This is a genomic window from Pseudomonas moorei, from assembly GCF_042846945.1.
Classification (GTDB): domain Bacteria; phylum Pseudomonadota; class Gammaproteobacteria; order Pseudomonadales; family Pseudomonadaceae; genus Aquipseudomonas; species Aquipseudomonas moorei.
In genome coordinates this window covers 1,518,314-1,544,496 of sequence record NZ_AP035776.1, presented here as the reverse complement: position 1 = coordinate 1,544,496, position 26,183 = coordinate 1,518,314, and the positions used below count along the sequence as shown (strand labels likewise).

General features: G+C 59.9%; 23 protein-coding genes and 1 pseudogene. 16 read left to right on the top strand and 8 right to left on the bottom strand.

Annotated features, from left to right (window positions below; translation table 11 throughout):
• The first annotated feature begins 73 nt into the window (after positions 1-73).
• Positions 74-736, top strand: coding sequence for a GMP/IMP nucleotidase (gene yrfG / locus ACGJAX_RS07300; protein ID WP_390958143.1), 663 nt, complete (start codon positions 74-76; stop codon positions 734-736).
• Positions 737-893: 157 nt separating this feature from the next.
• Here yrfG and lysM read toward each other — a convergent pair whose 3' ends face one another.
• On the bottom strand, positions 894-1,343 hold the full coding sequence (gene lysM, locus ACGJAX_RS07295) for a peptidoglycan-binding protein LysM (protein ID WP_090327905.1): 450 nt from the start codon (positions 1,341-1,343) through the stop codon (positions 894-896).
• 147 nt (positions 1,344-1,490) lie between these two features.
• Between lysM and ACGJAX_RS07290 the strand changes: the two genes are divergently transcribed.
• The 4 genes from ACGJAX_RS07290 to ACGJAX_RS07275 all read left to right on the top strand — a co-directional run bounded on the left by ACGJAX_RS07290 (position 1,491) and on the right by ACGJAX_RS07275 (position 6,481).
• Positions 1,491-2,378, top strand: coding sequence for a LysR family transcriptional regulator (locus ACGJAX_RS07290; protein WP_090327903.1), 888 nt, complete (start codon positions 1,491-1,493; stop codon positions 2,376-2,378).
• 92 nt (positions 2,379-2,470) lie between these two features.
• Complete coding sequence (fdhD, locus tag ACGJAX_RS07285) at positions 2,471-3,310, top strand: formate dehydrogenase accessory sulfurtransferase FdhD (RefSeq protein WP_390958141.1); 840 nt, start codon at positions 2,471-2,473, stop codon at positions 3,308-3,310.
• Positions 3,307-5,655, top strand: coding sequence for an FdhF/YdeP family oxidoreductase (locus tag ACGJAX_RS07280; RefSeq protein WP_390958139.1), 2,349 nt, complete (start codon positions 3,307-3,309; stop codon positions 5,653-5,655). Before fdhD ends, ACGJAX_RS07280 begins: the two co-directional genes overlap by 4 nt.
• A 334-nt stretch (positions 5,656-5,989) precedes the next feature.
• Complete coding sequence (locus ACGJAX_RS07275) at positions 5,990-6,481, top strand: glycine zipper domain-containing protein (RefSeq protein ID WP_390958137.1); 492 nt, start codon at positions 5,990-5,992, stop codon at positions 6,479-6,481.
• A gap of 70 nt (positions 6,482-6,551) precedes the next feature.
• Here the strand turns inward: ACGJAX_RS07275 and ACGJAX_RS07270 are convergent, their stop codons facing one another.
• Together ACGJAX_RS07270 and ACGJAX_RS07265 are read right to left on the bottom strand one after the other, a co-directional pair.
• Positions 6,552-6,971, bottom strand: coding sequence for a thioesterase family protein (locus ACGJAX_RS07270; RefSeq protein WP_248916155.1), 420 nt, complete (start codon positions 6,969-6,971; stop codon positions 6,552-6,554).
• Between the two features lie 48 nt (positions 6,972-7,019).
• Positions 7,020-8,978, bottom strand: a complete 1,959-nt coding sequence (locus tag ACGJAX_RS07265) for a RecQ family ATP-dependent DNA helicase (protein ID WP_390958135.1) — start codon at positions 8,976-8,978, stop codon at positions 7,020-7,022.
• 546 nt (positions 8,979-9,524) lie between these two features.
• On the opposite strand from ACGJAX_RS07265, the pseudogene ACGJAX_RS07260 reads away from it, so the two are divergent.
• From ACGJAX_RS07260 to ACGJAX_RS07240, 5 genes and pseudogenes are all read left to right on the top strand, one after another.
• Positions 9,525-9,809, top strand: a pseudogene (locus ACGJAX_RS07260) (hypothetical protein); the annotation flags it as partial.
• Between the two features lie 407 nt (positions 9,810-10,216).
• Positions 10,217-10,516 (top strand): hypothetical protein, encoded by a 300-nt coding sequence (locus tag ACGJAX_RS07255; RefSeq protein WP_247256698.1) that lies wholly within the window; start codon positions 10,217-10,219, stop codon positions 10,514-10,516.
• Between the two features lie 184 nt (positions 10,517-10,700).
• The gene (locus ACGJAX_RS07250; RefSeq protein WP_390958133.1) at positions 10,701-11,195 is read left to right on the top strand and encodes a helix-turn-helix domain-containing protein; all 495 of its coding nucleotides are present in this window, start codon (positions 10,701-10,703) and stop codon (positions 11,193-11,195) included.
• Positions 11,192-12,469: a HipA domain-containing protein gene (locus ACGJAX_RS07245; RefSeq protein WP_390958131.1), complete on the top strand. Its 1,278-nt coding sequence runs from the start codon at positions 11,192-11,194 to the stop codon at positions 12,467-12,469. The genes ACGJAX_RS07250 and ACGJAX_RS07245 overlap by 4 nt, the downstream gene beginning before the upstream one ends.
• The gene (locus ACGJAX_RS07240) at positions 12,466-12,831 is read left to right on the top strand and encodes a DUF1493 family protein (protein ID WP_390958130.1); all 366 of its coding nucleotides are present in this window, start codon (positions 12,466-12,468) and stop codon (positions 12,829-12,831) included. The genes ACGJAX_RS07245 and ACGJAX_RS07240 overlap by 4 nt, the downstream gene beginning before the upstream one ends.
• Positions 12,832-12,960: 129 nt before the next feature.
• Here ACGJAX_RS07240 and ACGJAX_RS07235 read toward each other — a convergent pair whose 3' ends face one another.
• The 3 genes from ACGJAX_RS07235 to ACGJAX_RS07225 form a co-directional block, all read right to left on the bottom strand.
• Complete coding sequence (locus tag ACGJAX_RS07235) at positions 12,961-14,502, bottom strand: phosphoenolpyruvate carboxykinase (RefSeq protein ID WP_390958128.1); 1,542 nt, start codon at positions 14,500-14,502, stop codon at positions 12,961-12,963.
• A gap of 179 nt (positions 14,503-14,681) precedes the next feature.
• Positions 14,682-15,584, bottom strand: a complete 903-nt coding sequence (gene hslO / locus ACGJAX_RS07230) for an Hsp33 family molecular chaperone HslO (protein WP_390958126.1) — start codon at positions 15,582-15,584, stop codon at positions 14,682-14,684.
• 216 nt (positions 15,585-15,800) lie between these two features.
• Positions 15,801-16,205 (bottom strand): RNA-binding S4 domain-containing protein, encoded by a 405-nt coding sequence (locus ACGJAX_RS07225; RefSeq protein WP_090327868.1) that lies wholly within the window; start codon positions 16,203-16,205, stop codon positions 15,801-15,803.
• Positions 16,206-16,486: 281 nt separating this feature from the next.
• On the opposite strand from ACGJAX_RS07225, the gene ACGJAX_RS07220 reads away from it, so the two are divergent.
• Together ACGJAX_RS07220 and rimK are read left to right on the top strand one after the other, a co-directional pair.
• The gene (locus ACGJAX_RS07220; RefSeq protein WP_239142517.1) at positions 16,487-16,900 is read left to right on the top strand and encodes an ATP-dependent zinc protease; all 414 of its coding nucleotides are present in this window, start codon (positions 16,487-16,489) and stop codon (positions 16,898-16,900) included.
• Positions 16,897-17,802: a 30S ribosomal protein S6--L-glutamate ligase gene (gene rimK / locus ACGJAX_RS07215; RefSeq protein WP_090327866.1), complete on the top strand. Its 906-nt coding sequence runs from the start codon at positions 16,897-16,899 to the stop codon at positions 17,800-17,802. The genes ACGJAX_RS07220 and rimK overlap by 4 nt, the downstream gene beginning before the upstream one ends.
• A 122-nt stretch (positions 17,803-17,924) precedes the next feature.
• Here the strand turns inward: rimK and ACGJAX_RS07210 are convergent, their stop codons facing one another.
• Together ACGJAX_RS07210 and ompR are read right to left on the bottom strand one after the other, a co-directional pair.
• Positions 17,925-19,238 carry an ATP-binding protein gene (locus ACGJAX_RS07210; protein ID WP_090327864.1) on the bottom strand — a complete coding sequence of 438 codons (1,314 nt, stop codon included), beginning with the start codon at positions 19,236-19,238 and terminating at the stop codon, positions 17,925-17,927.
• A gap of 115 nt (positions 19,239-19,353) precedes the next feature.
• A complete protein-coding gene (gene ompR / locus ACGJAX_RS07205) occupies positions 19,354-20,094 on the bottom strand; it encodes a two-component system response regulator OmpR (RefSeq protein ID WP_020795794.1) in 741 nt (246 codons plus the stop codon).
• Positions 20,095-20,455: 361 nt separating this feature from the next.
• Here ompR and ACGJAX_RS07200 point away from each other — a divergent pair, with 361 nt between their 5' ends.
• The 4 genes from ACGJAX_RS07200 to tauA all read left to right on the top strand — a co-directional run bounded on the left by ACGJAX_RS07200 (position 20,456) and on the right by tauA (position 26,175).
• Entirely contained in the window at positions 20,456-22,780 is a 2,325-nt protein-coding gene (locus ACGJAX_RS07200) for a Tex-like N-terminal domain-containing protein (RefSeq protein WP_390958123.1), read from the top strand.
• Positions 22,780-23,163 (top strand): PaaI family thioesterase, encoded by a 384-nt coding sequence (locus tag ACGJAX_RS07195; RefSeq protein WP_247256704.1) that lies wholly within the window; start codon positions 22,780-22,782, stop codon positions 23,161-23,163. The genes ACGJAX_RS07200 and ACGJAX_RS07195 overlap by 1 nt, the downstream gene beginning before the upstream one ends.
• Positions 23,164-23,370: 207 nt before the next feature.
• A complete protein-coding gene (gene gshA, locus ACGJAX_RS07190) occupies positions 23,371-24,954 on the top strand; it encodes a glutamate--cysteine ligase (RefSeq protein ID WP_390958120.1) in 1,584 nt (527 codons plus the stop codon).
• Positions 24,955-25,197: 243 nt separating this feature from the next.
• The gene (gene tauA, locus ACGJAX_RS07185; RefSeq protein ID WP_247256705.1) at positions 25,198-26,175 is read left to right on the top strand and encodes a taurine ABC transporter substrate-binding protein; all 978 of its coding nucleotides are present in this window, start codon (positions 25,198-25,200) and stop codon (positions 26,173-26,175) included.
• Positions 26,176-26,183: the final 8 nt, after the last annotated feature.

Sequence of the window (26,183 nt, the reverse complement as noted above, 5' to 3'; positions counted from 1 at the left end):
AATAGCGGGTTACTATACCCGGCCTATCCTGATTGTTGTCTTCGGATACCTTTTTTACGCTGGAGAAGTTTTTATGTCCCCGCTGCCCTGGCACGACATCGACACCGTTCTGCTGGACATGGACGGCACGCTGCTGGACCTGCACTTCGACAACCATTTCTGGCTGGAGCACCTGCCCCAGCGTTATGCCGACTTGCACGGGATAAGCCGGGCCATGGCCGAGCTGGAACTGCAGCCGCTGTTCGAGCGCAACGCCGGTCAATTGCAGTGGTATTGCCTGGATTTCTGGAGTGCCGAACTCAAGCTGCCGGTGCGCGAACTGAAGCTGGAAACCGCGCACCTGATCGCCCTGCGCCCCGATGCGGACACCTTCCTGGCGGCGATCAAACGGGCCGGCAAACGCGTGGTGCTGATCACCAATGCCCACCGTGACTCCCTGTCATTGAAGCTGGAAAAAATCGAACTGGCGCCCTACTTCGAACGCTTGATCAGCTCCCACGACTACGGTTTCCCCAAGGAAAACCCCCAGTTCTGGGAGGCGTTGCAGGCGGACATCGACTTCGATCCGGCGCGCAGCCTGTTTATCGATGACACCCTGCCGATCCTGCGCAGTGCCCGGGAATTTGGCGTGACGCATTTGCTGGCCGTGAAAGAGCCGGACAGCCGAAAAGGGCCGAAGGACACGGCAGAGTTTGCGGCGGTGGAGGATTATCGAGATTTGATTGCCGGGCTTTGAGACCCGACACCGTCATTGTGGCGAGGGAGCTTGCTCCCGCTTGGCTGCGCAGCAGGCACACTTCAGCTGACATGATCTATCAGAAAGAACACATTAGCCGGATTGGGAGTGCTTCGCCCTCCAGCGGGGGCAAGCTCCCTCGTCACGGGTTTTGTCTTTACTCGGGAATTCGCAACGACTGCCCCGGATAGATCTTGTTCACATCCTTGAGCATCGGTTTGTTGGCTTCGAAAATTTTGTTGTACAGGTTGGCATTGCCGTACACACGCAGGGAAATGGCGCTCAGCGTGTCGCCCTTCTCGACCACGACAAACTTCGCCGCCACGACCACAGGCCCGATCACGGTGATCTGGTCTTCAACGCCGCTGACACCCGCCACGTTGCCCAGTGCCAGGAGGATTTTTTCCTTCTCTTCCTGCGTATTCGCTTCGCCGCTGGCAATGACCTTATCGCCCTCGACCTTCACCTGAATCTTCGACGTGTCGATTCCCGTCAGCGCGCTTTGCACATGTCGGGTCAATGCTTCACTGTTGGCTTCGGCCTTGTCCGGCGTCAGTGCATCGAGGATTTTTTCACCGGCTTCTTTTAGAAAACTGAACAGACTCATCGGGCGCTCTCCATGGGAATTAAGTGTTCAGACGCAAAAGCCTAGACCACCCCCGTGACTTGTGGATCCAACCCGACCAATGACGCCGCTTCCCCCGGGAGATAGAATCGGCACCTGCTCAACCCCTGGAGCCGCCCTGGAGCGAAGATGGACATCAAGCAGCTGAAATTCCTCATCGCTCTCGACGAAACCCGTCATTTCGGCCAGGCCGCCGCGCGCTGCCACATCACCCAGCCGACCCTGTCCATGCGCCTGCGCAACCTTGAAGAAGAGCTCGACTTGCCGCTGGTCAATCGCGGTCAGCGCTTCGAAGGCTTCACCGCGCCGGGCGAGCGGGTGCTGGCCTGGGCGCGCACGGTGTTGGCCGCCTACGACGGCTTGTACGCCGAGGCCGCCGCCTGTCGTGGCAACCTGGTCGGTACTTTGCGCCTGGGCGTGGTGCCGTTGTCGAGTTTCGATCCACTGCCGCTGCTGCAACACCTGCACGCGCAACACCCGAACCTGCGCTTCGAACTGTCGGCGTTGAGCTCCGAGCAGATCCTCGAACAACTGGCGAACAACCGGCTGGATATCGGCGTTTCTTATCTGGAGCGCCTGGACGGTGAACGCTTCGAGTCGCTGACGTTCAGCGAAGCGCGCATGGGCCTGCTGTACGATCAGCGTTTCTTCAACTTCGGCGAGTCGCCTCTGACTTGGGAATCGTTGATCGAGCTGCCGCTGGGCATGCTCACCAGTGGCATGCACTTTCGCCAGTCCATTGACCACAACTTCCACATCCGTGGCCTGACGCCGCAACCGTTGCTGCAAACCGACGCGGTGCATCAATTGCTACAAGCGGTGCACGGCGGTCTGTGCTGTGCCGTGATGCCGCTGGACGGCGGTTTTGAACAGCTCACCGACCAACTGCGCCTGCACCCCATCGACAATGCCCAGACCCTGGCCCGGCTGGGGCTGATCATGCGGCGCAGCGCCCCACGCTCAGCGTTGGCGGAAGCCTGTTTTGCGATTTTGCAGCAATCGCTACCGAAGGCTTGATCGACGCCATCTATCGGTGGATCAGTAATAGCAATTAGACGCGACACGTTGTCGCGCCTAGTCTTAAAGCTGATCAAACCGTAGGTGATGCCATGAACGCCAAGCGCCCTGACTGCTCGGCGCCCGCCTCCACAACGCCCGAGCCCGCTGCCAGCCAGACTTACAGCTACAGCAACCTTCAATACACCGAATCAGCCAGCACTGCCCTGGCCGAGGAAGTCGCGTTGGCGATTGCCTATAACGGCATCAGCCAGGCGGTCATGCTGGTGACACCGACCGATCTCGAAGACTTCGTCGTCGGCTTCAGCCTTGGAAGCGGCATCATCCAGGACGCGTCCGAGATTTATGACCTGCAACTCAGTGGCTCGGGTTCGGCGCAGTACGCGCAATTGACCATTGCCAACCGCGCGTTCTGGAACCTCAAGCAACAGCGTCGGCAACTGGCCGGCACCAGCGGTTGCGGGCTCTGCGGCGTGGAAGCGGTCGAACAGGCATTGCCGGACCTTCAAGTGCTGCCCGGCACACCGTTGCCGCCCGCCGAATGGCTCGACGGCCTGCGCCAGCGCATCAGTGAGTTCCAGCCGCTTGGCCGGTATTGCGGTGCGGTACACGCTGCGGTGTTCATGAACGATCAGGGCCAATTGTTGCTGGGTCGTGAAGACATCGGCCGGCACAACGCCCTCGACAAACTGATTGGTGGGCTGATCCGTCGCAACATATCGACCACCGGCGGGCTGGCGATTGTCACCAGTCGCTGCAGCCTCGAATTGATCCAGAAAGTGCTGCGCGCCGGCATCCAGACCCTGGTCAGCCTGTCCTCGCCCACCGGCCTTGCCGTGCAATGGGCCCGTCGTCACAACCTCAATCTCATCCATCTGCCACAAAAGAATGCGCCACGGGTTTACAGCCCGGCTTTGGAGAATCAAGCGTGAGTCAACACCGTCAAGCCGACCAGACACCCGTTCCTCGCTACAAACCCTACAAAGGTCCGGCCGGTGGTTGGGGCGCACTGATCAGCGTCGCCCAGGCCTGGTTGACCAGCGACAACGCGCTGAAAAACCTGCGCATGATGCTCAAGACCAACAAGAACGGCGGTTTCGACTGCCCTGGTTGCGCCTGGGGCGACTCGCTGGAAGGCGGCATGGTGGCGTTCTGCGAGAACGGCGCCAAAGCGGTGAACTGGGAAGCGACCAAACGGCGTGTCGATGGCAAATTCTTCGCCAGACATAGTGTCACTTCGTTGCTGGAGCAGAGCGACTACTGGCTTGAATACCAGGGCCGCCTGACCGAGCCATTGCGCTATAACGCCGAGACCGATCGCTACCAACCTATCAGCTGGGACGATGCCTTTGCCCTGATCGCCAAGCATCTGCGCGGTTTGTCGAGCCCGGATCAAGCCGAGTTCTACACCTCTGGGCGTGCCAGCAATGAAGCGGCTTTTCTCTATCAATTGTTCGTGCGCGCCTATGGCACCAACAACTTCCCCGACTGCTCGAACATGTGCCATGAAGCCAGTGGTGTCGCGTTGGCGCAAAGCGTTGGCGTCGGCAAAGGCACCCTGACTTTCGATGACTTTGAACACGCCGATGCCATTTTCGTCTGGGGCCAGAACCCCGGCACCAACCACCCGCGGATGCTTGAGCCGCTGCGCGAAGCGGTGAAACGCGGCGCACAAGTGGTGTGCATCAACCCGCTCAAGGAACGGGGCCTGGAACGCTTCCAGCACCCGCAACACCCGATCGAAATGCTCACCAACCGCGACAAGCCGACCAACACCGCATACTTCCGCCCGGCACTGGGCGGCGACATGGCGATCATGCGCGGCATGGCCAAGTTCCTGTTGCAGTGGGAGCGCGACGCGCAGAAGGCGGGGGAACCTGCCGTGTTCGATCACGAGTTCCTCAATGAGCACTGCGTCAACGTGCTGGATTACCTCGCGGTCATCGACGACACCCCGTGGGAGCAGATCGTCGAGCAATCCGGCCTGCCTCTGGTGGAAATCGAGCAGGCGGCGCGCATGTACGCCAAGGGCAAGAACGTCATCATGTGCTGGGCGATGGGCATCACCCAGCATCGTCACTCGGTGGCGACCATCCAGGAAATTGCCAACCTGATGCTGCTGCGCGGCAACATCGGGCGGCCGGGCGCGGGCCTGTGCCCGGTGCGTGGCCACAGTAACGTGCAGGGCGATCGGACCATGGGCATCAACGAGCGCCCGCCGGTGGCGTTCCTCGATGCGCTGGAGCGTCGTTTCCAGTTCAGAGTGCCGCGCGAAAACGGCCACAACGTGGTTGAAGCGATTCACGCCATGGCCGAGGGTCGGGCAAAAGTGTTCATTGCCCTGGGCGGTAACTTCGCCCAAGCCACTCCCGACAGCCCACGGACCTTCCAGGCCCTGAGCAATTGCGACCTGACCGTGCAGATCAGCACCAAGCTCAACCGTAGCCATCTGGCCCACGGTAAGGACGCATTGATTCTGCCGTGCCTGGGTCGCACCGACATCGACCGACAAACCGAAGGCCCCCAAGCGGTCACCGTCGAGGACTCGTTCAGCATGGTCCACGCCTCCAATGGCCAATTGGAACCGCTGTCGAACCAGATGCGTTCGGAGCCGGCGATTCTGGCCGGCATCGCGGCAGCCACGCTGGGCAGCCACCCGGTGGACTGGAACTGGTTGGTAGCGGACTACAGGCGCATCCGCGACCTGATTGCCGACACCATCCCTGGCTTCAAGGACTTCAACGAGAAAATCAAGAATCCGGGTGGCTTCTACCTCGGCAACAGCGCCGGTGCGCGCAAGTGGAACACCGCGTCAGGCCGAGCCAATTTCCGCCCGAATGCGCTGCCGGAGAACCTGGTGCATGAGCGCACCCGCGCCACCGGCGTACTGCCGGACCTGATCCTGCAATCGATGCGCTCCCACGATCAGTACAACACCACGATCTATGGGCTCAATGACCGCTATCGCGGGGTGAAAGGCCAGCGTGACGTGTTGTTCGTCAACGAAGCCGACATCATTCGCCTGGGCTTCAAGCCGGGGCAGAAGGCTGACATCGTATCAATCTGGGATGATGGCCTGGAGCGTCGGGTGAAAGGCTTTACGCTGCTGGCGTCTGATATCCCGGCCGGGCAAGCGGCAGCCTACTATCCGGAAGTGAACCCCTTGGTGCCGCTGGAAAGCACTGGGGATGGCAGCCATACGCCCACCTCGAAGTTCGTCGCCATCCGCCTGGAAGCGGCGAGCGAGACCGGATTGATCATGGCCAGGTCGGCTTAAGCGGCGACTGATCCAGCACTATCGCGAGCAAGCTCGCCCCCACCGATTTTTGTGTCAACACAGATCCATTGTGGGAGCGAGCTTGCTCGCGATGGCGCCATCACAGACAACAAATATTGCGGGGCAATCACTTTCCCATCGCCCACAAAAAAGGCCGTTTTTTCTCAAAAACGGCCTTTGCCAAGTAGCTACAGACCGGCCTGAAACCGTTAAGTTCCGCCCCAAAAACAGTAACTTATCGAAATGTGCGCAAGTCGTGTTACTCGTCGGATTTCGATTGTCACACTCCTGACACAGCCTCAGGATCGCGCCGTCATCCCCTTGAGGTTCCTTTATGAAGTTCTCCTCGATTCTCTTGTTGTCCCTTGGCCTGGTCAGTGGCTTCGCCTCCGCTGGCGGCACCACCGAAGCAGGTGTGGGCGGCGCATTGGGCGGGGTTCTGGGCTCAGTCGTCGGTCAGTCGTTAGGCGGCAATACAGGTTCCACCATTGGCGCGGCCCTGGGCGGCGCGGGTGGTAGCGCAGTCGGCGCAAACAAACACAGCCGTGGCGAAGCAGCCATTGGTGGTGCGCTGGGCGCAGCAGGCGGTAACGTGGTCGGCCGCAGCATGGGCGGCACCTCCGGCAGCCTGATCGGCTCCGCGGCAGGCGGCGGCCTGGGTGGCGCGCTGGGTAACCACATGGGTAACCTGAGTAACGACGATGACGACAATCGTCGTTCCTATCGTGGCCATGATGATCGTCGTTACTACCGTGACGATCACCCGGGGCGCGGCCATGCCTATGGGCATCGCAAACACCACAGGTACTATCACGACCGCGACTGAGGCCTCGATCGCCTCGTCAGCCGGTACTTCATAAAATCGCAGCCCAAGGGCTGCGATTTTTTTTGCCTGTCTAAACCACCAGGCGCTCCAGCGCTGCGCGCAACTGCCCGGGAATTGCCACCGGCTGATTGGACGCACGATCCACAAACACATGCACAAAGCGCCCCGCCGCGCAGGCTTCGTCTTCCCCGGCCTTGAACACTGCCAGCTCATACTGCACCGAACTGTTGCCCAACTTGCCCACCCGCAAGCCGATTTCGATCCGGTCCGGGAAGGCGATGGAAGCGAAGTAGTCACAGGCCGAACTCACCACGAAGCCCACCACCTGGCCTTCGTGGATATCCAGCCCCCCGACCTCGATCAAATAAGTATTCACCGCCGTATCGAAGAAGCTGTAGTAGGTCACGTTGTTCACGTGACCATAGGCATCGTTGTCGTGCCAGCGCGTGGTGATGGCTTGGAAATGCGGGTAGTCGGAGCGTTGAGGCATCGGTGCGGGTTCCTGAAGTCGGGCAGCCAGTCTACGTCGAAAAACGTGTCACGAAGCATCGCCAGGGGACACCGTGCTTGCCAGATGCTGTTCAGTCCACTCACGTACCTCGGCGTACGGATAATCCTCAAGCACTGCAAACCCCGAGATCGCCCGCGCCTTGAGTTTGGTGAACAGCGGCACGCTGATTCCGCAGAGAAACCGCGTCACCCGCTCGGCCGATGGCACACCGCCTGTGTACTGTTTGTGCCTGTGGATAAAATCCCCGCACAAGCGCTCAAAGTTTTTATCCACAAGCGCCGGCAATGGCGGTGGCTCCGGCAATCGCGCCACCTGCCCGTGACACACCGAGCAATGTCCGCATCGCGTTGGGGCATTGGCGTCGCCGAAATACTCGGCCAGGCGAAAACCCAGGCATTGCTCGGTAGCGAACAGATCCAGCATGGCGTGAATCCGCGCGATCTCGGTTTGTTCATGCCGGGTGAAATACCCATGCAGTTCTTCACTCAACGCGACGCTATCAAAGCCGGTTTGCAGCAGGCTATAGACCTCGGTCATCTGCTTGCTTTCCAGTTCGACCCAACCCTTCTCCTGAAAGTAATCCAGCGCCTTGACCACCCGGCTGCGCTCGGCCTGGTGCTGCTGATACAACGCCTCGAAATTCACCGTGGCCCAGGTTCGTGCGTGGATGGAAGTCTGGATGATCGCCGCGACGAACGCCCTGCGCTCGCCCTCGAAACGTGCCAGCAACGCATCGGGCTGCAGCAAATACTTGAAACGGTATTCGGCGTAGTAGGCGTAACGCGGGGCGATCAGGCCCCGCAGTTCCAGCTGCACCAGCAAGGTCTTGAGCGGCAGTTGACGAATGTTGCTCTGATCCGCCAACGGCCCCAGCAAAAACTCCCATTGCCCCTCGGGCGCGGCGGCCTGCATTTCGTCGAGTACGCAGCGAATGCCGTCCAGCTCCGGGGTGTCGCCATAGACAAAGTTTTCCAGCACGTTAAGGCTGTCGCGGTTGGCCAGGACCAGGCAGTCGGAGGGCTGTCCGTCACGCCCGGCACGGCCGATTTCCTGGCTGTAGTTTTCGATGGATTTGGGCAGGTCGAAATGCACCACGTTGCGGATGTCGCTCTTGTCGATGCCCATGCCGAACGCGATGGTGGCGACGATGCAATTGGACTGCCCGCTCATGAAACGCTTCTGGATCGCTTCGCGTTGCTCATGGGGCAACCCGGCGTGATAGGCCTCGGCCTGAATGCCGTGGCGGCCCAGGTGCTCGGCGATCTGTTCGGCGGTTTTCTGCAGAGTGACGTAGACGATGCCCGGCTGGTCGGGACGCTGGCTCATCCACTCGACAAGACGTCGGCGCTTGTCCTGCCCGCGCACCGGTTCCACCAACAGATTGAGGTTCGACCGATAGAAACCGGTGGTCACCACATCCTCGGGGGCGATGGCGAATTTGCCCTGCATGTCGACGATCACTTTGGGCGTCGCAGTCGCCGTCAGCAGCAATACCTGAGGGATGTTGAACTGGCGCTGATAGTCGGGAAGCTTGAGGTAGTCGGGGCGGAAGTTATGGCCCCACTCCGAGATGCAATGCGCCTCGTCCACCACCAACAGCGAGATCGGCACCTGCTGCAAGAAGTTGCGAAAGCGCTCGTTTTTCAGGCGCTCCACCGAGATCATCAAAATCTTCAGTTCACCGGACTTGGCCCGGGCCATGACATCGCTGGCGTCATCGCGGCTCTGGGCCGAATCGATACTGCCCGCGGCTATGCCGTGGCGCTGCAGGAACGCCAGTTGATCCTGCATCAATGCCAGCAACGGCGAGACCACCAGCGTCAGGTGCGGCAACAAGACCGCCGGAAGCTGATAACACAGGGACTTGCCGGAGCCCGTGGGGAAAATCGCCGCCGCCGAGCGCCCCGCCAGCACCGCGCTGACCGCCGCCTCCTGGCCGGGCCGAAACTGTGGATAACCGAAAACCTGTTCCAGGGTGTTGTGCATAAGCTGTCACTCCGTTGACCGCTGCGAAGAGCAAAGCCTAGCCGGCGATTGCAGCGGGTCGAGAAAAGGTCGGGGCGGAAAAAGATACGGGATGATACAGCGGATGGTTCGGCAGCATCGCAAGGCTTATGGAATGTCGCGACTGTCAGGGCGCCATCGCGAGCAAGCTCGCTCCTGCAAGGATTCATGCCGTTCACAAACTTGAGGATGATGCAAAACCTGTGGGAGCGGGCTTGCCCGCGAAGAGACCGGCCCATTCACTACAAAACTCGAAACACCCTACCGTTTCTGAAGCGCCCTTTACCGAGCTTTTCGACGCGTTGACTGATAAAGCCGTAGGTATTTTTACCACTGCCAGTTTCAGGGTAAATGACCGCCACCCACTCGTAGGCTTCTTCCTCAAACGTCAGTAAAAACCCTACAAAACCTGTCCATCTCAGCCGTCTTGTGGCACCGGCTCACGCCCTTCTATAGTTTCCGACGCGGCTGAAATCAGTGAATCGGCCTGCCGGGCACACCTGCCGTTTTCGCACAGGACTCACCTTGATGATCAACCCCGAATCACTCAACGACCGCTATCGCCCGCTCAACACCCGCTACAGCGAAACCCCGGTGCTGGTGATCGACACCGAAGCCGATCCGGTCGAGATCCTCGACGCCGCCCAGCAGCGCATCCGCGCCGCCAGTGACCTGTTGGAAACCCTGTACTGCCTGTGCTTCAAAGAGGCCGACGCCAGCGACATCCCCAATATCGTTGGCGCACTGTACCTGCTGACCCAGGACGGCAATGCCCTGCTCGACATCGCCCGGCAACGTCTGCCGAAACTCACAGGCCAAGCCCCACCATGTCCCCCTGTGGGAGCTGGCTTGCCAGCGATGAACGATCACGCAGTGCACGGTGGGTAAGTGCGTCAGCAACGCCCTATGCAAGCTTCGGCACGGTCCTACAAAAGAAGACAACTTTTCGGCTATCGCCGGCGGGGGACGCAAACCTATAGTCCGGACTGTCGCTGCCAAATCAGCGACTCGGGCTTGGTCACCCGATGGAACACATAAACACGTCCGTTGTATGCTGCCGGCACCTCAAGTGTCTGCACGCTTTATGGTGGCTGTGTTTGGGACGCCTTCGGGCGTGCCGGTCTTATGTGTTCTTCCGGTTGACCAACCCGAACACAGTCCGCCTCCATCGCTTGGTCACGATGACAGCGGTTCATCCAATGCATTTGAGAATACATAAAATGAAAAAATGGAATCCATTCACCAACGAACGCTACCTCCCGCTGCACACCAACCTCACCAACACCCCGCCCCTAATCATCGACACCGAAGCCAATCCCCAGGACATCCTTGAAGCCGCCCTCCAGCGCATCCGAGCCTCCAGCGACCTGCTGCGAACCCTGCACTGCCAAAACTTCCACGACGGCGATGTCGAAGACATCCCCCACATCACCCACGCGCTGTACCTGCTGACCCAGGACGGCTGCGACCTGCTCAAGGTCGCCCAGCAACGCATGCTCAACTGGAAAGCGCCGGTCTGAGATTATTTTTAAAACTGGCATTATTCTGGCTGTTTATCGTTATTTCAGCTGGAATAATGACAGTACAGATGGGGGCCCCTATCAATTTCTATGCAGTGAGGCAGCTTCAAGGCGAGGCGATGCTCTTTCACTTAAGTGCTATTATTCTGGCAGTTAAGGCTAAAAAATGAAGGAATATTGGCACATGGCCAAGAAGACCGCGCCACTCCTGCCCGCCGCTTCCCGATTGCTTGCCGAGTTCGGGGAGCGACTGAAACTGGCACGATTGCGCCGCAAGCTCACCGCCAAGCAAGTCGCCGAGAGATCAGGCATGTCACTGACTACCTTGCGCTCTCTGGAATCAGGTGGTTCAGGCGTGACCATCGGTGCCTACCTGTCCGTAATGCAGGTGCTTGGCCTTGAAAAAGACCTGAACAAACTCGCGGCAACCGACGAGGTGGGGCGGCAACTGCAGGACGCACAATTGAAATCCAGGGCCACTTCATCCAACGACTTGAACCGACAGGCACGTAAAGTCAGCGTGGCTAAAAAAGCCCCTCCCAAAACCGGAAAAGAGACTGAAGTAATTGAAAGCGCCAGCCCCGTAGAAGATCTGTTGGCTGACTACCCCTTCAACACCCACTCTCTTTCCAGTCTGTTGACCCAGAAAAAAAACAAGTCCACGACAGGTGAACAATGACGCAGATTGCGGTGTATGCCGATTGGGAGTCCTTGAACGGGCCCAGGCGTCTCGGTTTCCTGCATGCCCGAAAGACCCGTTCCACAGAAGTCTTCGAATTTGAGTACGACAGGGTTGCGCTGGCAGATCCGGAGCTGAATTTCACGCCGCTCGACCCTCGCATTGGCCTCTATGAAGGTCGGCAGTTTCCGGGACAACATCAAAGCCGGTTTGGCGTGTTCGCTGACTCAAGCCCGGATCGATGGGGCCAACTGTTGATGAAACGGCGGCTGGAACGGGATATCCGCGACGGCTTGATTGCCAAGGGCAGCAAGCTCTACGAGTCAGATTTCCTGTTGGGCGTACATGATCTCTATCGGGTCGGTGCGATCCGCTACAAGCTTAATGACCAAGGCAACTTTCTCGATGATCGCGATGGCGTCACCGCCCCGCCTTTCATCGAGTTGCGAGCGCTGGAACAAGCCAGCCGAGCCTTGGAAAACGATCCGGACAACACCTCACTCGATGGCCGCGAGTGGCTGAGAATGTTGATCGCACCGGGCGGCTCACTCGGTGGCGCCCGCCCCAAGGCCAGCGTTGCAGACGAGCACGGTCATTTGTGGATCGCCAAATTCCCCAGTACCCGCGATGACTATGACGTTGGCGCCTGGGAACTGGTGGTCAATGCCTTGGCCAATCATTGTGGCTTGCGCGTCGCAACCGGTATCGCCCGACGCTACGCCAGTGATCATCACTGCTTCATGGTCAAGCGCTTCGATCGCACCGAACGGGGTGGCCGACTGCACTTTGCCTCGGCCATGACCCTGACTGATCGCGTTGACGGGGACGATGCCTCAGTCGGCGCAAGCTACCTTGAGTTGGCCGAAGTGCTCATGGAACACGGCTCGCAAACCCATGCTGACCTACGGGAGCTGTGGTCTCGCATTGTGTTCAACATTCTGGTTTCCAATACCGACGATCACCTGCGCAATCATGGCTTTATCCTCGACCCAGGTCGGGGATGGCGCTTGTCTGCCGCCTATGACATAAACCCGGTGGTCCATGCCGACGGTTTGAAACTCAACATCACCGATGCCGACAACGCACTGGATCTGGAGTTGGCGCGGGAAGTGGCGGAGTATTTTCGGGTCAGTCGTGCGGATGCAGAAAATATCATCGACCGCTTCAAATACGTTGTCAGCCAATGGCCAACGCTGGCGCAGGCATTGGGGCTATCAAAACGTGAGCAGGACAATATGGCACCTGCATTTCGATTGGCGGAGCCTATGCAATGAACCTCGCCCCCCACTTCCCCGACGACCACTTCATGCAGCGACTCATGCAGTTGCTACACGAAGAAATCGGCCTGCCCGAACGCAAAACCATCTGCCTCGACACCTCGATCAACTTCGATCTGGGTTGCAACGGCGCGGATGCCCAGCACCTGATCGAAAGCCTGGAAGAGCAGTTCGCCATCGACTTCATCGACTACGACGCCTATCGCTACTTTCAGCCGGAAGGGTTTGATGTCTTCCTCAAGCGCAGGGCAAAGGGACGTGGCGACAAAGTCCCACTGACTATCGGAATGCTCTACAAAGCGATCAAGGCGCAGCGGTGGGATACATCAGAATTGGAGGGCATGGAGCTAAACGCTTAAGTGCCATTATTCTGGTCGTTTAGCGCCTATTCGGCTGGAATAATGGCAGTTATGTTTTTTGCCGGCCTGAATCAGGCCCATAAAAAAACCGCCCCGAGAGGCGGTTTTTTCATTGCATCAAACCAACGCTTACAACTGAGGACCGGCAGCCTTGATCGCGTCGCTCACGTCGAACTTCTTGAAGTTCTCGGTGAACAGGCCGGCCAGTGCTTTGGCGGCTTCGTCGTAGGCGGCTTTGTCAGCCCAGGTGTTGCGTGGGTTCAGCAGGCCAGTCTCAACGCCCGGTACGGCCAGTGGCACGTCGAGGTTGATGGTGTCCAGGTGCTCGGTCTCGGTACCGATCAGCGCGCCGCTCTGGATCGCTGCGATCACCGCACGGGTGGTCGGGATGTTGAAGCGCTTGCCGACGCCGTAGCCGCCGCCAGTCCAGCCGGTGTTGACCAGGTAGACCTTGGAGCCGAAGCCGCGGATACGCTTGATCAGCAGCTCTGCGTATTCGCCAGCCGGACGCGGGAAGAACGGTGCGCCGAAGCAGGTGGAGAAGGTCGACTTGATGCCGCTGCCCGAACCCATTTCAGTCGAACCCACCAGAGCGGTGTAGCCGGACAGGAAGTGGTAGGCCGCTTGCTCTTCGTTGAGGATCGACACTGGCGGCAGCACGCCGGTCAGGTCGCAGGTCAGGAAGATCACAGCGTTCGGCTCGCCACCGAGGTTCTTCTCGGAACGCTTGGCAACGTGCTCCAGCGGGTAGGCAGCGCGGCTGTTCTGGGTCAGGCTGACATCGGTGTAGTCGGCGTGCTTGGCGTCATCGATCACGACGTTTTCCAGGACGGCGCCGTGCTTGATGGCTTTCCAGATAACCGGCTCGTTCTTCTCGGACAGGTCGATGCACTTGGCATAGCAACCGCCTTCGATGTTGAACACCACGCCCTCGCCCCAACCGTGCTCGTCGTCACCGATCAGGTAACGGCTTTCGTCGGCGGACAGGGTGGTTTTACCGGTGCCGGACAGACCGAAGAACAGGGTCACGTCGCCTTCTTCGCCGATGTTGGCGGCGCAGTGCATTGGCAGCACGTCGGCGGCCGGCAGCAGGAAGTTCTGCACCGAGAACATGGCTTTCTTCATTTCACCGGCGTAGCGCATGCCAGCGATCAGCACTTTCTTCTGAGCGAAGTTGATGATCACGCAACCATCGGAGTTGGTGCCGTCACGCTCTGGAACGCATTCGAAGTTGGCGACGTTGAGCACTTGCCACTCATCACGACCAGCCGGGTTGTACTGGGCCGGGTTGATGAACAGGCAGCGACCGAACAGGTTCTGCCAGGCGGTCTGGGTGGTCATCTTCACGGCCAGGTAGTGCTCGGAAGCCGCACCTACATGCACATGGGAAACGAAATGCTCTTGCGCGTTGTTGAACGCCTCAACGCGGTTCCACAGGGCATCGAACTTGTCGGCCGGGAACTTGCGGTTGATCGGGCCCCAGGCGATGGCGCCCGTGGTGGTCGGCTCATCAACGATGAAACGATCGACTGGCGAACGGCCGGTACGGTGACCGGTGCGAACAACCAGTGCGCCGGTATCGGCAAGCTCGCCTTCACCGCGGTTGAGGGCTTCTTTGACCAGATCATCAACACTCAGATCGGTGTACACGGCGTTATTGGCTTGCGTCATGAGGTTCCCCGTCGGCCAGTGGCCGAGTGCTCCAAACGTTTTGTAGTAGAAAGTCGTGCACTACTACCGCGAAAAAAGTGGGCCGGATTATGCCAGAAAAGCCCAAAAATAGTAGGGCCCTCCCGTCGTAACGGCGTTATTCCGGCACAAACCAGTGAATTTACCTGCGCTGAACCGTTTTAGTGACGGGTATCTGACGGCGTCTCGACACCCGCACCAGCGAACAATTGAGTGACATCGGCGGCATCAAACAGGTACTGATGGTTGCAGAACTGGCAGTCGATCTCGATTTTTCCACCGTGCTCAATCACCAGGTTCTGCGCGTCTTCCATACCCAGACTGACCAGGGCATTGGCCGAACGCTCTCGCGAACAACTGCAACGGAAACGCAGTTTCTGCACGTCGAACATACGCACCTGCTCTTCATGGTAGAGGCGATGCAGCACGGTTTCGTTGTCCAGGCTCAGCAATTCATCGGAGGTCAGGGTGGTGGCCAGCGCGGTGAGGTGCTGCCAGCTGGCGGCGCGTTCTTCTTCGTCCTTCAAACGGTCGGCGGGCAGTTGTTGCAGCAACAGGCCACGGGCGCGACGGCCATCGGCGCAGAGCTTGATGCGAGTGCCAATCTGCTGCGACATGACGAAGTAGTTGGTGAAGCAGTCGGACAACGTTTCGCCATCCAGATCGACGACGCCCTGGTAGCGTTGGCCCTGGTTCGGGTCAATGGTCAGGGTCAGCGAGCCATCGGGCATCAAGTCGGCCAGGATTGCGTCGGCGGCAATCCGGTCCGCCTCGTATCGCGCCAGGCCACGAATGTCGCGCTCACTGGAACATTCGATCATCAGCAGCGGGATCGGGCCTTCGGAACGGGCTTGAAGGATCAGCAACCCGTCGAACTTCAACGTGCCGACCAGCAAGGCCGCAGCGGCCATCAACTCGCCGAGCAGTTGCGCGACCGGCTCCGGATAGGCGTGTTTGGCCAGGACTTCAGCGTAGCTGAGCTCCAGCGAAACCATCTCGCCACGGGTGTCGCTGTCATCGAAGATGAAGCGTTGGGTGAAGTCGTTATCCGGTAAGTCGGTCATAAGTCTGGTATCTGAAGTGGTGACAAAAGTAGTGACAGAATTCGAGGTTACGCCTTGGCTATAGCGTATTGCTGCCTGGTTTTGGGTTAGAGGCCGATGGCGGTGTGCGTTTTACGACGAATGGCACAGGCTCGTCAGGCCAATTACCTCATATGGCTACGCGCAGGCGCAATTACAAGTCTTGGCCTGACTCAGTTGATCGGTGGGTTCGGTCAATCATTCGTTGCTGCTCCCACGAAACTTGAACAGATCACGCCGCTGTTTCTTGCTCGGCTTGCCGTCGGTACTCACACCCAGTGCGCCAGCCTTGCGCTGGGCCGCGGCATTTTCGCGCTTGGCAATACTGGCTTCGGTTTCGGCGTACAGCGTCTGTGCTTCCGGCGCGCCACGGCGAACAATCGACAGCGCCTGGACGACCACCGTACGCTCCTCGAAACCGGTGCGAATCACAAACTCATCGCCAATGCGCGGTTCCTTGCCCGGTTTGCAACGCTCACCCCGGCAATGCACCTTGCCGCTTTCAATCGCTGCCTTGGCCAGGGCTCGGGTTTTGTAAAAACGCGCGGCCCACAACCATTTATCGAGGCGGACTTTATCGTCCTCTTCGTTTTTTTGTGCCATGGGATTTCCTCATTCTGAAATATTGGTGAACTGTACTACCGTTTCTGTCGTACCAAGAATTACCTCGTCTCGGATTACAATGCAGGCATTCCAGAACCTCCCTGAAGGGCTGGAAATCCGGGCCGTAGATATCTGTCGCCTTTTAATCATTATTCTGCGTGAATACCGCGAATCCGGCCGCGTGCGGCCGAGCGGTTACTACCGGTTGAGCACCTTTGAAGACATTTGACCATTTGACCGTCGTCGGTCTGCGCGAGTGGGTGGCGCTCCCGGATTTGGGAGTGGCAGGCCTTCGGGCAAAAATCGACACCGGCGCCAGCACCTCCAGCCTGCATGCCACCGACATCGAGACCTTCGAGCGCGACGGTGAGCAGTGGGTGCGCTTCACCGCGCACCTGGGCACGGTGGTGCAATTGCGTCACCGCCGCTGCGAAGCACCGCTGGTGACGATGAAAACCATTAAAAGCTCTAACGGTCACGCGCAGGTGCGATACGTGATCAGCACCACCCTGGCCCTGGGTGATCGGGTCTGGCGAGTCCAGTTCACACTCGCTTGCCGCAAATCCATGCGATATCGCCTGTTACTCGGTTCCAAAGCCCTGATCGATGGCCAGTTGGTGGTCAATCCGGGCATTAAATATGTACAAGACAAGCCGGTGTTCCCGGTATCTACCTCCTCCACAGGTGTTGCATGAAGATCGCTGTGCTGTCGCGGAACCCGCGTCTGTATTCCACCCGCCGCCTGGTCGAAGCCGGTACTGAACGCGGCCATGAAATGGTGGTGGTCGACACCCTGCGCGCCTACATGAACATCGCCAGCCACAAACCTCAGATCCACTACCGCGGCAAGCCGCTCGAAGGTTTCGATGCGGTGATCCCGCGCATTGGTGCATCGGTCACGTTCTATGGTTGTGCGGTATTGCGCCAGTTCGAAATGATGGGGGTTTTTCCGCTTAACGAATCGGTGGCCATCGCCCGCTCGCGGGACAAACTGCGCTCATTGCAATTGCTGTCACGCCGGGGCATCGGTTTGCCGGTAACCGGGTTTGCCCACTCGCCGGACGACATTCCCGACCTGATTGCGATGGTCAACGGCGCACCACTGGTGATCAAGGTGCTCGAAGGCACCCAGGGCATCGGTGTGGTGCTGTGCGAAACCGCTACGGCGGCAGAGTCGGTGATCGAGGCGTTCATGGGCCTCAAGCAAAACATCATGGTTCAGGAGTACATCAAGGAGGCCGGCGGCGCCGACATTCGCTGCTTCGTGGTGGGTGACAAGGTGATTGCGGCCATGAAGCGCCAGGCCAGGCCTGGAGAGTTTCGTTCCAACCTGCATCGCGGTGGCAGTGCCAGCCTGATCAAGATCACGCCGGAAGAACGCATGACGGCGTTGCGGGCAGCGAAGGTCATGGGACTGGCGGTGGCGGGAGTGGATATCCTGCGCTCCAATCACGGACCGCTGGTGATGGAGGTGAATTCGTCGCCGGGCCTGGAGGGTATCGAGACCACCACCGGCAAGAACGTGGCGGGGATCATCATCGAGCATCTGGAAAAGAATGGCGGGCCGAACATGACGCGGACCAAAGGGAAGGGCTGATCCTGGAGGCTTGTGGCGGCTGGAAGGCCGCCTTCGCTGGCAGGCTCGCCCCCACAGGAGATCCAATGTGGGAGCGAGCCTGCTCGCGGTGGGACCATCAGCCCCACCGAAGAAGTCAGCGCTTAAACCGCATCCCGCGGCAGCATCAACCCCAGCGGCAAGCGCACCCGCGCTTCCAGCCCTCCGCCGGAACGGTTACGCAGTTCAACATTGCCGCCATGCATCGAAGCAATCCGCTTCACGATAGCCAACCCCAAACCGGTGCCCTTTCCGCCCCGTGCACGGTCGCCACGGGTGAACGGGTTGAAGATCGCTTCCAGCTCCGCGGGGTCGATACCGGCACCACGATCCATGACGCTCAGCACCACATATGGGGCGGCGGTGTCCCCAGACACATAGGCCGCCACTTCCACGCCACTTCCGGCGTGGTGCAGCGCGTTGCCAATCAGGTTGTTCAGCAGTCGCTTCATCGACACCCGCCGCAACGGGAATGGCTGGATGGGCTCCAGACGCAAGCGCACTTTCTCTTCGGTCTGGTTGTACGGCGCGGCGACTTCGCGGACCAGATCGCTCAGGTCCACCTCCTCCACCGACTCGTCGCGGCCGTCGCGGATGAACGCCAGGAACTGGTCGAGAATCGCATCCATGTCCTCGATGTCGCGAACCATGTCGTCGGTCAGGTCGCTGCGGTCGCCCATCAACTCCAGGGACAAGCGCAATCGGGTCAACGGCGTACGCAGGTCATGAGACACCCCGGCCAGCATCAGTTCGCGCTCGCGACCGGCCTGCTCGACATCTTCGGCCATCTGGTTGAAAGCGCGGTAAACCTCGGTCATTTCGCTCGGCGTATCGCTGATTGGCAAACGCACGCTGCGACCCTGGCCAAGTTGACGTGCGGCATAGACCAGGCGCTTCAGGGGTTGATTGAGCTGGCTGACAAAAATCCACGCCGCTGCGGTGGACAGCAGGCCAATCGCGAGGAACCAGCCCAGGACGTTCCAGATTTTCTGGCCGCGTAGCGGATGCGGGTACAGCGGTACTTTCAGCCAGCCTTCACCCAGGCTTGGCGCCCGGACCCACAACGCCGGCGGCGCATGCATGCGCAATCGCACCTCGGTGTCCGCCCCCAGTTCGGCCTGCATCTGCCGCTGGTAGATCTCGCTGTAGGGCCAGTGTTGTTCACCTTCCGGCACACCGGCACCTACCACCCGTATCAGGGGTACGGCATCGGCGATCTTGTCGCGGTTTTTTTCATCGGCCGCCCAGTACGCGCGCAACGTCAGGGCGACACCGTGGCTGTACTGACGGTCCACCAGCACGTCCTCGTTCATCAACAGATAAACCAGGGTCAGTGCCTTGGAGAACAGAACGACGATGAGCACCAGCCAAAGGGTGCGGGAGAAAAAGCTCTGGGGGAACCAAACCGGGGTTTTCATGGATAACCGCTACACACTTGCAGGAGCGAGGAATGCTCGCACATTGCGGATCGCGAGTCTGCGGGCATGATCATATGACCCCTGGCCCGCACGACCCGCTCCTACAAAGCGCCGATCACTTGGTGGCGGCGCCATCCGGAACGAACACGTAACCCACACCCCAAACCGTCTGGATGTAACGCGGCTTGGACGGATCAGGCTCGATCATCCGGCGCAGACGGGAAATCTGCACGTCAATGGAGCGCTCCAGGGCATCCCACTCGCGACCACGGGCCAGGTTCATCAGCTTGTCACGGGTCAATGGCTGACGGGCATTCATCACCAGCGCCTTGAGGACCGCAAACTCACCGGTGGTGAGCATGTGCACTTCTTCACCGCGCTTGAGCTCGCGGGTGGCCAGGGACAGTTCGTAGTCGCCGAAAGTCACGCTTTCGTCTTCGCTGCCCGGTGCGCCCGGCACCGGCGCCGATTGACGACGCAACACAGCCTTGACGCGCGCCATCAGCTCGTCCGGGTTGAACGGCTTGGCCAGGTAATCGTCAGCGCCCAGCTCCAGGCCCTTGATGCGGCTCAGCTCATCGCCCTTGGCGGTCAGCATGATGATTGGAATCTGGTTGTTCGCGCCACGCAGGCGACGGCAGGCGGTCAGGCCGTCTTCGCCGGGCAGCATCAGGTCGAGGACGACCAGGTTGAACACTTCGCGTGCCAGCAGGCGATCCATTTGCTCGGTATTCGGGACGGCACGGGCGCGGTAGCCCTTGCTGACGAAAAAACGCTCCAACAGGCTGCTGAGGCCCGGATCGTCGTCAACAATAAGAATTTTCTCGCCTTCAGCAATGTTTGCAGTGCTGCTCATTGGATGCTCCTTTGATCTCGGCGCGCATTATGGCGTAGCTGCCGTTATACGCACCGTGTGCATTGTTAGCAGATTTTTCCTTTACCGCCAGAAAACCGGCCGTTACACCCGTATCCCGCGATGCCCCCTAACGGCAGAACGCTGGTTATAATGCGCGGCCTTTTGTGTCAGGCAACATCAGACAGGTACTACAGACATACGCTAATTATTTTCGTAGCGTTGGCAGTATTTGTTCGATTTCACGGGTCAACGGAGTGCCTGTTGACTCAGGTAGCGGCGCAGGCCAGGCCGCTCAACCAGACTCGCCAAGCCCCTATTTCTGCGCCTGCGAGCCTGCTTTCACAATTTGTCAGGTGGTTTTATGGACAGCATCAACAGCCGCATCGCCGAGGAACTCGGCGTACGCCCACAACAGGTCGAAGCGGCCGTCGCGCTACTCGATGAAGGCTCTACGGTTCCCTTCATCGCCCGTTACCGGAAAGAAGTGACCGGCAGCCTCGATGACACCCAGTTGCGTCATCTGGAAGAACGTCTGCGCTACCTGCGAGAACTCGACGAACGGCGCATCAGCATCCTTGCCAGCATCCAGGAGCAAGGCAAGCTGACCCCGCAACTCGAGCGTGACATCAAGCTCGCCGACACCAAGACCCGCCTCGAAGACTTGTACCTGCCGTACAAGCAGAAGCGCCGCACCAAGGGCCAGATTGCCCTGGAAGCCGGCCTCGGCGACCTGGCCGACGGCCTGTTCAACGACCCGACACTGACGCCGGAAGTCGAAGCCGCGCGCTTCGTCGATGCCGAAAAAGGCGTGGCCGACGTGAAGGCTGCCCTCGAAGGCGCCAAGTACATCCTCATGGAGCGCTTCGCCGAAGACGCCGGCCTGCTGGACAAGCTGCGCAATTACCTCAAACAGGAAGCCACCCTCAGTGCCCGCGTGATCGCCGGCAAGGAAGAGGAAGGCGCCAAGTTCCGCGACTACTTCGAACACGACGAACCGTTGAAAAGCATGCCGTCGCACCGCGCGCTGGCGATTTTCCGTGGCCGCAACGAAGGCATTCTCAGCTCCGCGCTGAAAGTCGGCGATGAACTGCCCGGCACCATGCATCCGTGCGAAGGCATGATCGGCCAGCACGTCGGCATCCAGAACCAGAACCGCGCCGCCGACAAATGGCTGGGCGAAGTGGTGCGCTGGACCTGGAAGGTCAAGCTCTACACCCACCTGGAAACCGACTTGCTGGGCGAGCTGCGCGATGGCGCGGAAACGGAGGCGATCAACGTGTTCGCCCACAACCTGCACGACCTGCTGCTGTCCGCCCCGGCCGGCCCGCGTGCCACCCTGGGCCTCGACCCGGGCCTGCGCACCGGCTGCAAGGTCGCCGTGGTCGATTCCACCGGCAAGCTGCTGGATCACGCCACGGTTTATCCGCACGTGCCGCACAACAAATGGGACCAGACCATCGCCGTGCTCGCCGCCCTGTGCGCCAAGCATTCGGTCGATCTGATCGCCATCGGCAACGGCACCGCCAGTCGTGAAACCGACAAGCTGGCCGCTGAGCTGATCAAAAAATATCCAGCGATGAAGATGACCAAAGTCATGGTCTCCGAAGCCGGCGCGTCGGTTTACTCGGCCTCGGAACTGGCCTCCAAGGAATTCCCTGACCTCGACGTGTCGATCCGTGGTGCGGTGTCGATTGCTCGCCGCCTGCAAGACCCGCTGGCCGAGCTGGTGAAGATCGATCCGAAATCCATCGGTGTCGGCCAGTACCAGCACGACGTGTCGCAGCTGAAACTGGCGCGCGGCCTGGATGCGGTGGTCGAAGACTGCGTGAACGCCGTGGGCGTGGACGTGAACACCGCTTCCGTAGCGCTGCTGGCGCGCATCTCCGGCCTCAATGCAACCCTGGCGCAGAACATCGTCAGCCATCGCGACGAGCACGGCGCGTTCAAAACCCGCGCCGCGCTGAAGAAAGTCGCGCGCCTTGGCGAGAAAACCTTCGAACAGGCCGCCGGCTTCCTGCGCGTCATGAATGGCGAGAATCCGCTGGATTCGTCCGCCGTGCACCCGGAAGCCTATCCGCTGGTTCAGCGAATCGCGGCTGAAACTGACCGTGACATCCGCTCGCTGATTGGCGATGCCGCGTTCCTCAAGCGTCTCGATCCGAAGAAATACACCGACGAAACCTTCGGTCTGCCGACCGTAACCGACATTCTCCAGGAGCTGGAAAAGCCCGGTCGCGACCCGCGTCCCGAGTTCAAGACCGCCGAGTTCCAGGAAGGCGTCGAAGACCTCAAGGACTTGCAACCGGGCATGATCCTCGAAGGTGTGGTGACCAACGTGACCAACTTCGGCGCGTTCGTCGACATCGGCGTGCATCAGGACGGTTTGGTGCACATCTCTGCACTATCGGAGAAGTTCATCAAGGATCCACGGGAAGCGGTGAAGGCCGGCGATGTGGTGAAAGTGAAGGTCATGGAAGTCGACATCCCGCGTAAACGCGTGGGCCTGTCGATGCGCATGAGCGACACCCCGGGCGAGAAGATCGACGGTGCTCGCGGTGCACGTCCAGGATCGGCTCCGCGCCAATCCCAGAACACCGCGCCGCGCAAGGAAACCACGGCGGCGGCTCCGGCCAACAACGCCATGGCTTCGCTGTTCGCCAATGCCAAGCAGTTGAAGAAACGCTGATGGACATCCCGGCCGGGCTGACCGAAAGCGCGTTTTTCAAGCATCTGGGCTGTCGTCTGCACAGCCTGGAAACCGGGGTGGCGCAAGTCGCCCTGGCGCTGGAACCCGAGCTGCGCAATCGCGGCGGCAAGCTGCACGGCGGGGCCTTGTTCAGTCTGGTGGACATTGCCATGGGGCTGGCCTGCTCCAGCACCCACGGCTTTGATCAGCAGAGCGCGACCATCGAATGCAAGATCAACTACATCCGCGCCGTCGCCGACGGTGAGGTGATGTGCACCGCCCGGGTGATCCATCCGGGCCGGCGCACGCTGGTGGTCGAAGCTGACGTGATGCAAGGCGACAAACTCGTCGCAAAAGCACAAGGCACGTTCGCTGTCCTGTAGCTAGACGTCATCGATTTGAGTTAATTTCAACGCAATCAAACCTGTGGGAGCGAGCTTGCTCCCATAGGGATTGTGCGGTTATTAACTGACCGGCATATGGCCTGAGCGGCTCCAAAAACCAGGCGAAAACGCCAGTTTTAACTTCACCCTTGTAGACCGTCTTGCCCACCCCCATATTGGGGCGACTGACGCGTGAAGGAATCCAACTTGAGCGAACTTCTCAACCGCCGCCTGGCCCTGCTCGGCGAGCGCGCTAACCTCTCTCTGCTCGAACAGTGCCTTCACGGCATCGAACGTGAATGCCTGCGCGTGACCGATGAAGGTCGGCTGGCGCAAACGCCGCACCCGGAAGCATTGGGTTCCGCGCTGACCAACGAACAGATCACCACTGACTATTCCGAATCGCTGCTGGAGTTCATCACCCCGGCCCTGCCCGATCCGGCGGACACGCTGGCGAGCCTGGACAATATTCATCGCTTTGCCTACAGCAAGCTCGGCAACGAGTACCTGTGGAGTCCGTCGATGCCGTGCCCGCTGCCGGCCGAGGAAGATATCCCGATCGCCTATTACGGCACGTCCAACATCGGTCAGCTCAAGTACGTCTACCGCAAGGGCCTGGCCCTGCGTTACGGCAAGACCATGCAGTGCATCGCCGGGATTCACTACAACTTCTCCCTGCCGGAGAAACTCTGGCCTCTGCTCAAGCAGGCCGAAGGCTTCGTCGGCACCGACCGCGACTATCAGTCGTCGGCCTACATCGCCCTGATCCGCAACTTCCGCCGCTACAGCTGGCTGCTGATGTACCTGTTCGGCGCATCGCCTGCACTGGACGCCGGCTTCCTGCGCGGCCGTTCGCATCAGTTGGAACAGCTGGATCCGGACACCTTGTACCTGCCGTACGCCACCAGCCTGCGCATGAGTGACCTGGGTTACCAGAGCAACGCACAGGCCGGCCTGACGCCGTGCTACAACGATCTGGGCAGCTACATCGACAGCCTGCGCAAAGCGGTGGCCACGCCCTATGCGCCGTACGTCGAAGTCGGCACCCACAAGGACGGTGAGTGGGTTCAACTCAACACCAACATCCTGCAGATCGAAAACGAGTACTACTCCAACATTCGCCCCAAACGCGTGACCTACACCGGCGAGCGGCCGATCCAGGCGCTGATGGCCCGTGGCATCCAGTACGTTGAAGTTCGCTGCCTGGACATCAACCCGTTCCTGCCGACGGGCATCGATCTCACCGAATCGCGCTTCCTCGACGCCTTCCTGCTGTACTGCGCCCTGAACGACAGCCCGTTGCTGACCAACACCAGCTGCGGCAATGCGACCTCGAACTTCCTCAGCGTGGTCAAGGAAGGTCGCCGTCCGGGCCTGCAACTGCAACGCGATGGTCACCCCGTTGACCTGAAAGAGTGGGCCGCACAATTGCTGGAAAACATCGCACCCCTGGCGGCGATGCTGGATCAGAGCCACGGCGGCGATGCCCACAGCAAGGCGCTGGATGCGCAACTGGCCAAGGTCAAGGACCCATCCCTGACGCCATCAGCCCAAGTCCTGGCGGCCATGGCCGAGCACAAGGAAAGCTTTGCCCAGTTCTCCCTGCGCCAGAGCCGCGCCCACGCCGAGTTTTTCCGTAGCCAGCCATTGCCGGCTGAGGAACAGGCCCGGTTTGAAGAACTGGCGCGCTCGTCGCTGGCTCAACAGGCGGAGCTGGAACAGAACGAAGTCGGCGATTTCGACGTGTTTGTCGGGTCGTATCAGGCGAGCATTCTGGCGATCAGCAACTGACATCAGAGTGTCCTTCGGACCTTATCGCGAGCAGGCTCGCTGCCACAGTGGACTTTCAGTGTTGCCACAATTGTGCAAACACCTGTGATTACTGTGGGAGCCTGCTCGCGATTGACCGCGCAGCGGTCACGGTTAGATTTTTCCGCTCATAAGCTCATTCGAAAAAGTTATTTATTTTCGAATTCTTAGATCATTTAGTCTCCTTTCACGCCGACTCTCGGTCGCCTGACAAGGAGCTTCCCGATGAAACTGCATTTCCCTCTTCGCCTGCTGGCGGCCGCCTCTCTGGCGGCAGCGAGCTTCTTTGCCCAGGCGGCTGACGTGACTGTCGCCTACCAGACCACCGTTGACCCGGCCAAAGTCGCCCAGGCCGATGGCGCCTATGAAAAAGCCACCAAGGCCGACATCAGCTGGCGCAAATTCGATAACGGTGCCGACATCATCGCCGCCATCGCCTCCGGTGACGTGCAGATCGGCTACCTCGGTTCCAGCCCCCTGACGGCGGCTATTACCCGCAAAGTCCCGGTGGAAACCTTCCTGATCGCCACCCAGATCGGCGCCGCCGAAGCGCTGGTGGCCCGTGATGGTTCCGGGATCAAGACCCCGCAAGACCTGATTGGCAAGAAAATCGCCGTGCCATTCGTCTCCACCGGCCACTACAGCCTGCTGGCCGCGCTGAAGCACTGGAACATCGACCCCTCGAAAGTCACCGTCCTCAACCTCGCCCCGCCCGCCATCATCGCTGCATGGAAACGTGGTGACATCGATGCCACCTACGTGTGGGACCCGGCCCTGGGCGTCGCCAAGGAAAACGGCAAAGTGCTGATCACCTCCGGCGAACTGGCCAAGTTCGGCGCGCCGACCTTCGATGCCTGGATCGTGCGCAAGGACTTCGCCGAGAAACACCCGGAAATCGTCACCGCGTTCGCCAAAGTGACCCTGGACGCCTACGCCGACTACCGCAAAGACCCGAAAGCCTGGCTGGCCAATCAAGGTAACGTCGACAAGCTTGTAAAACTGTCTGGCGCCAAGGCCAGCGATATTCCGCTGCTGCTGCAAGGCAACGTTTATCCACTGGCGGCTGATCAGGTCATCACCCTGGGGGCGCCGACCACCAAGGCCATCACCGACACCGCCGCGTTCCTCAAGGAACAAGGCAAGGTCGAGGCTGTGCTGCCGGACTACGCACCCTACGTCAGCGCCAAGTTCATCACCAACTGATCGGGAGT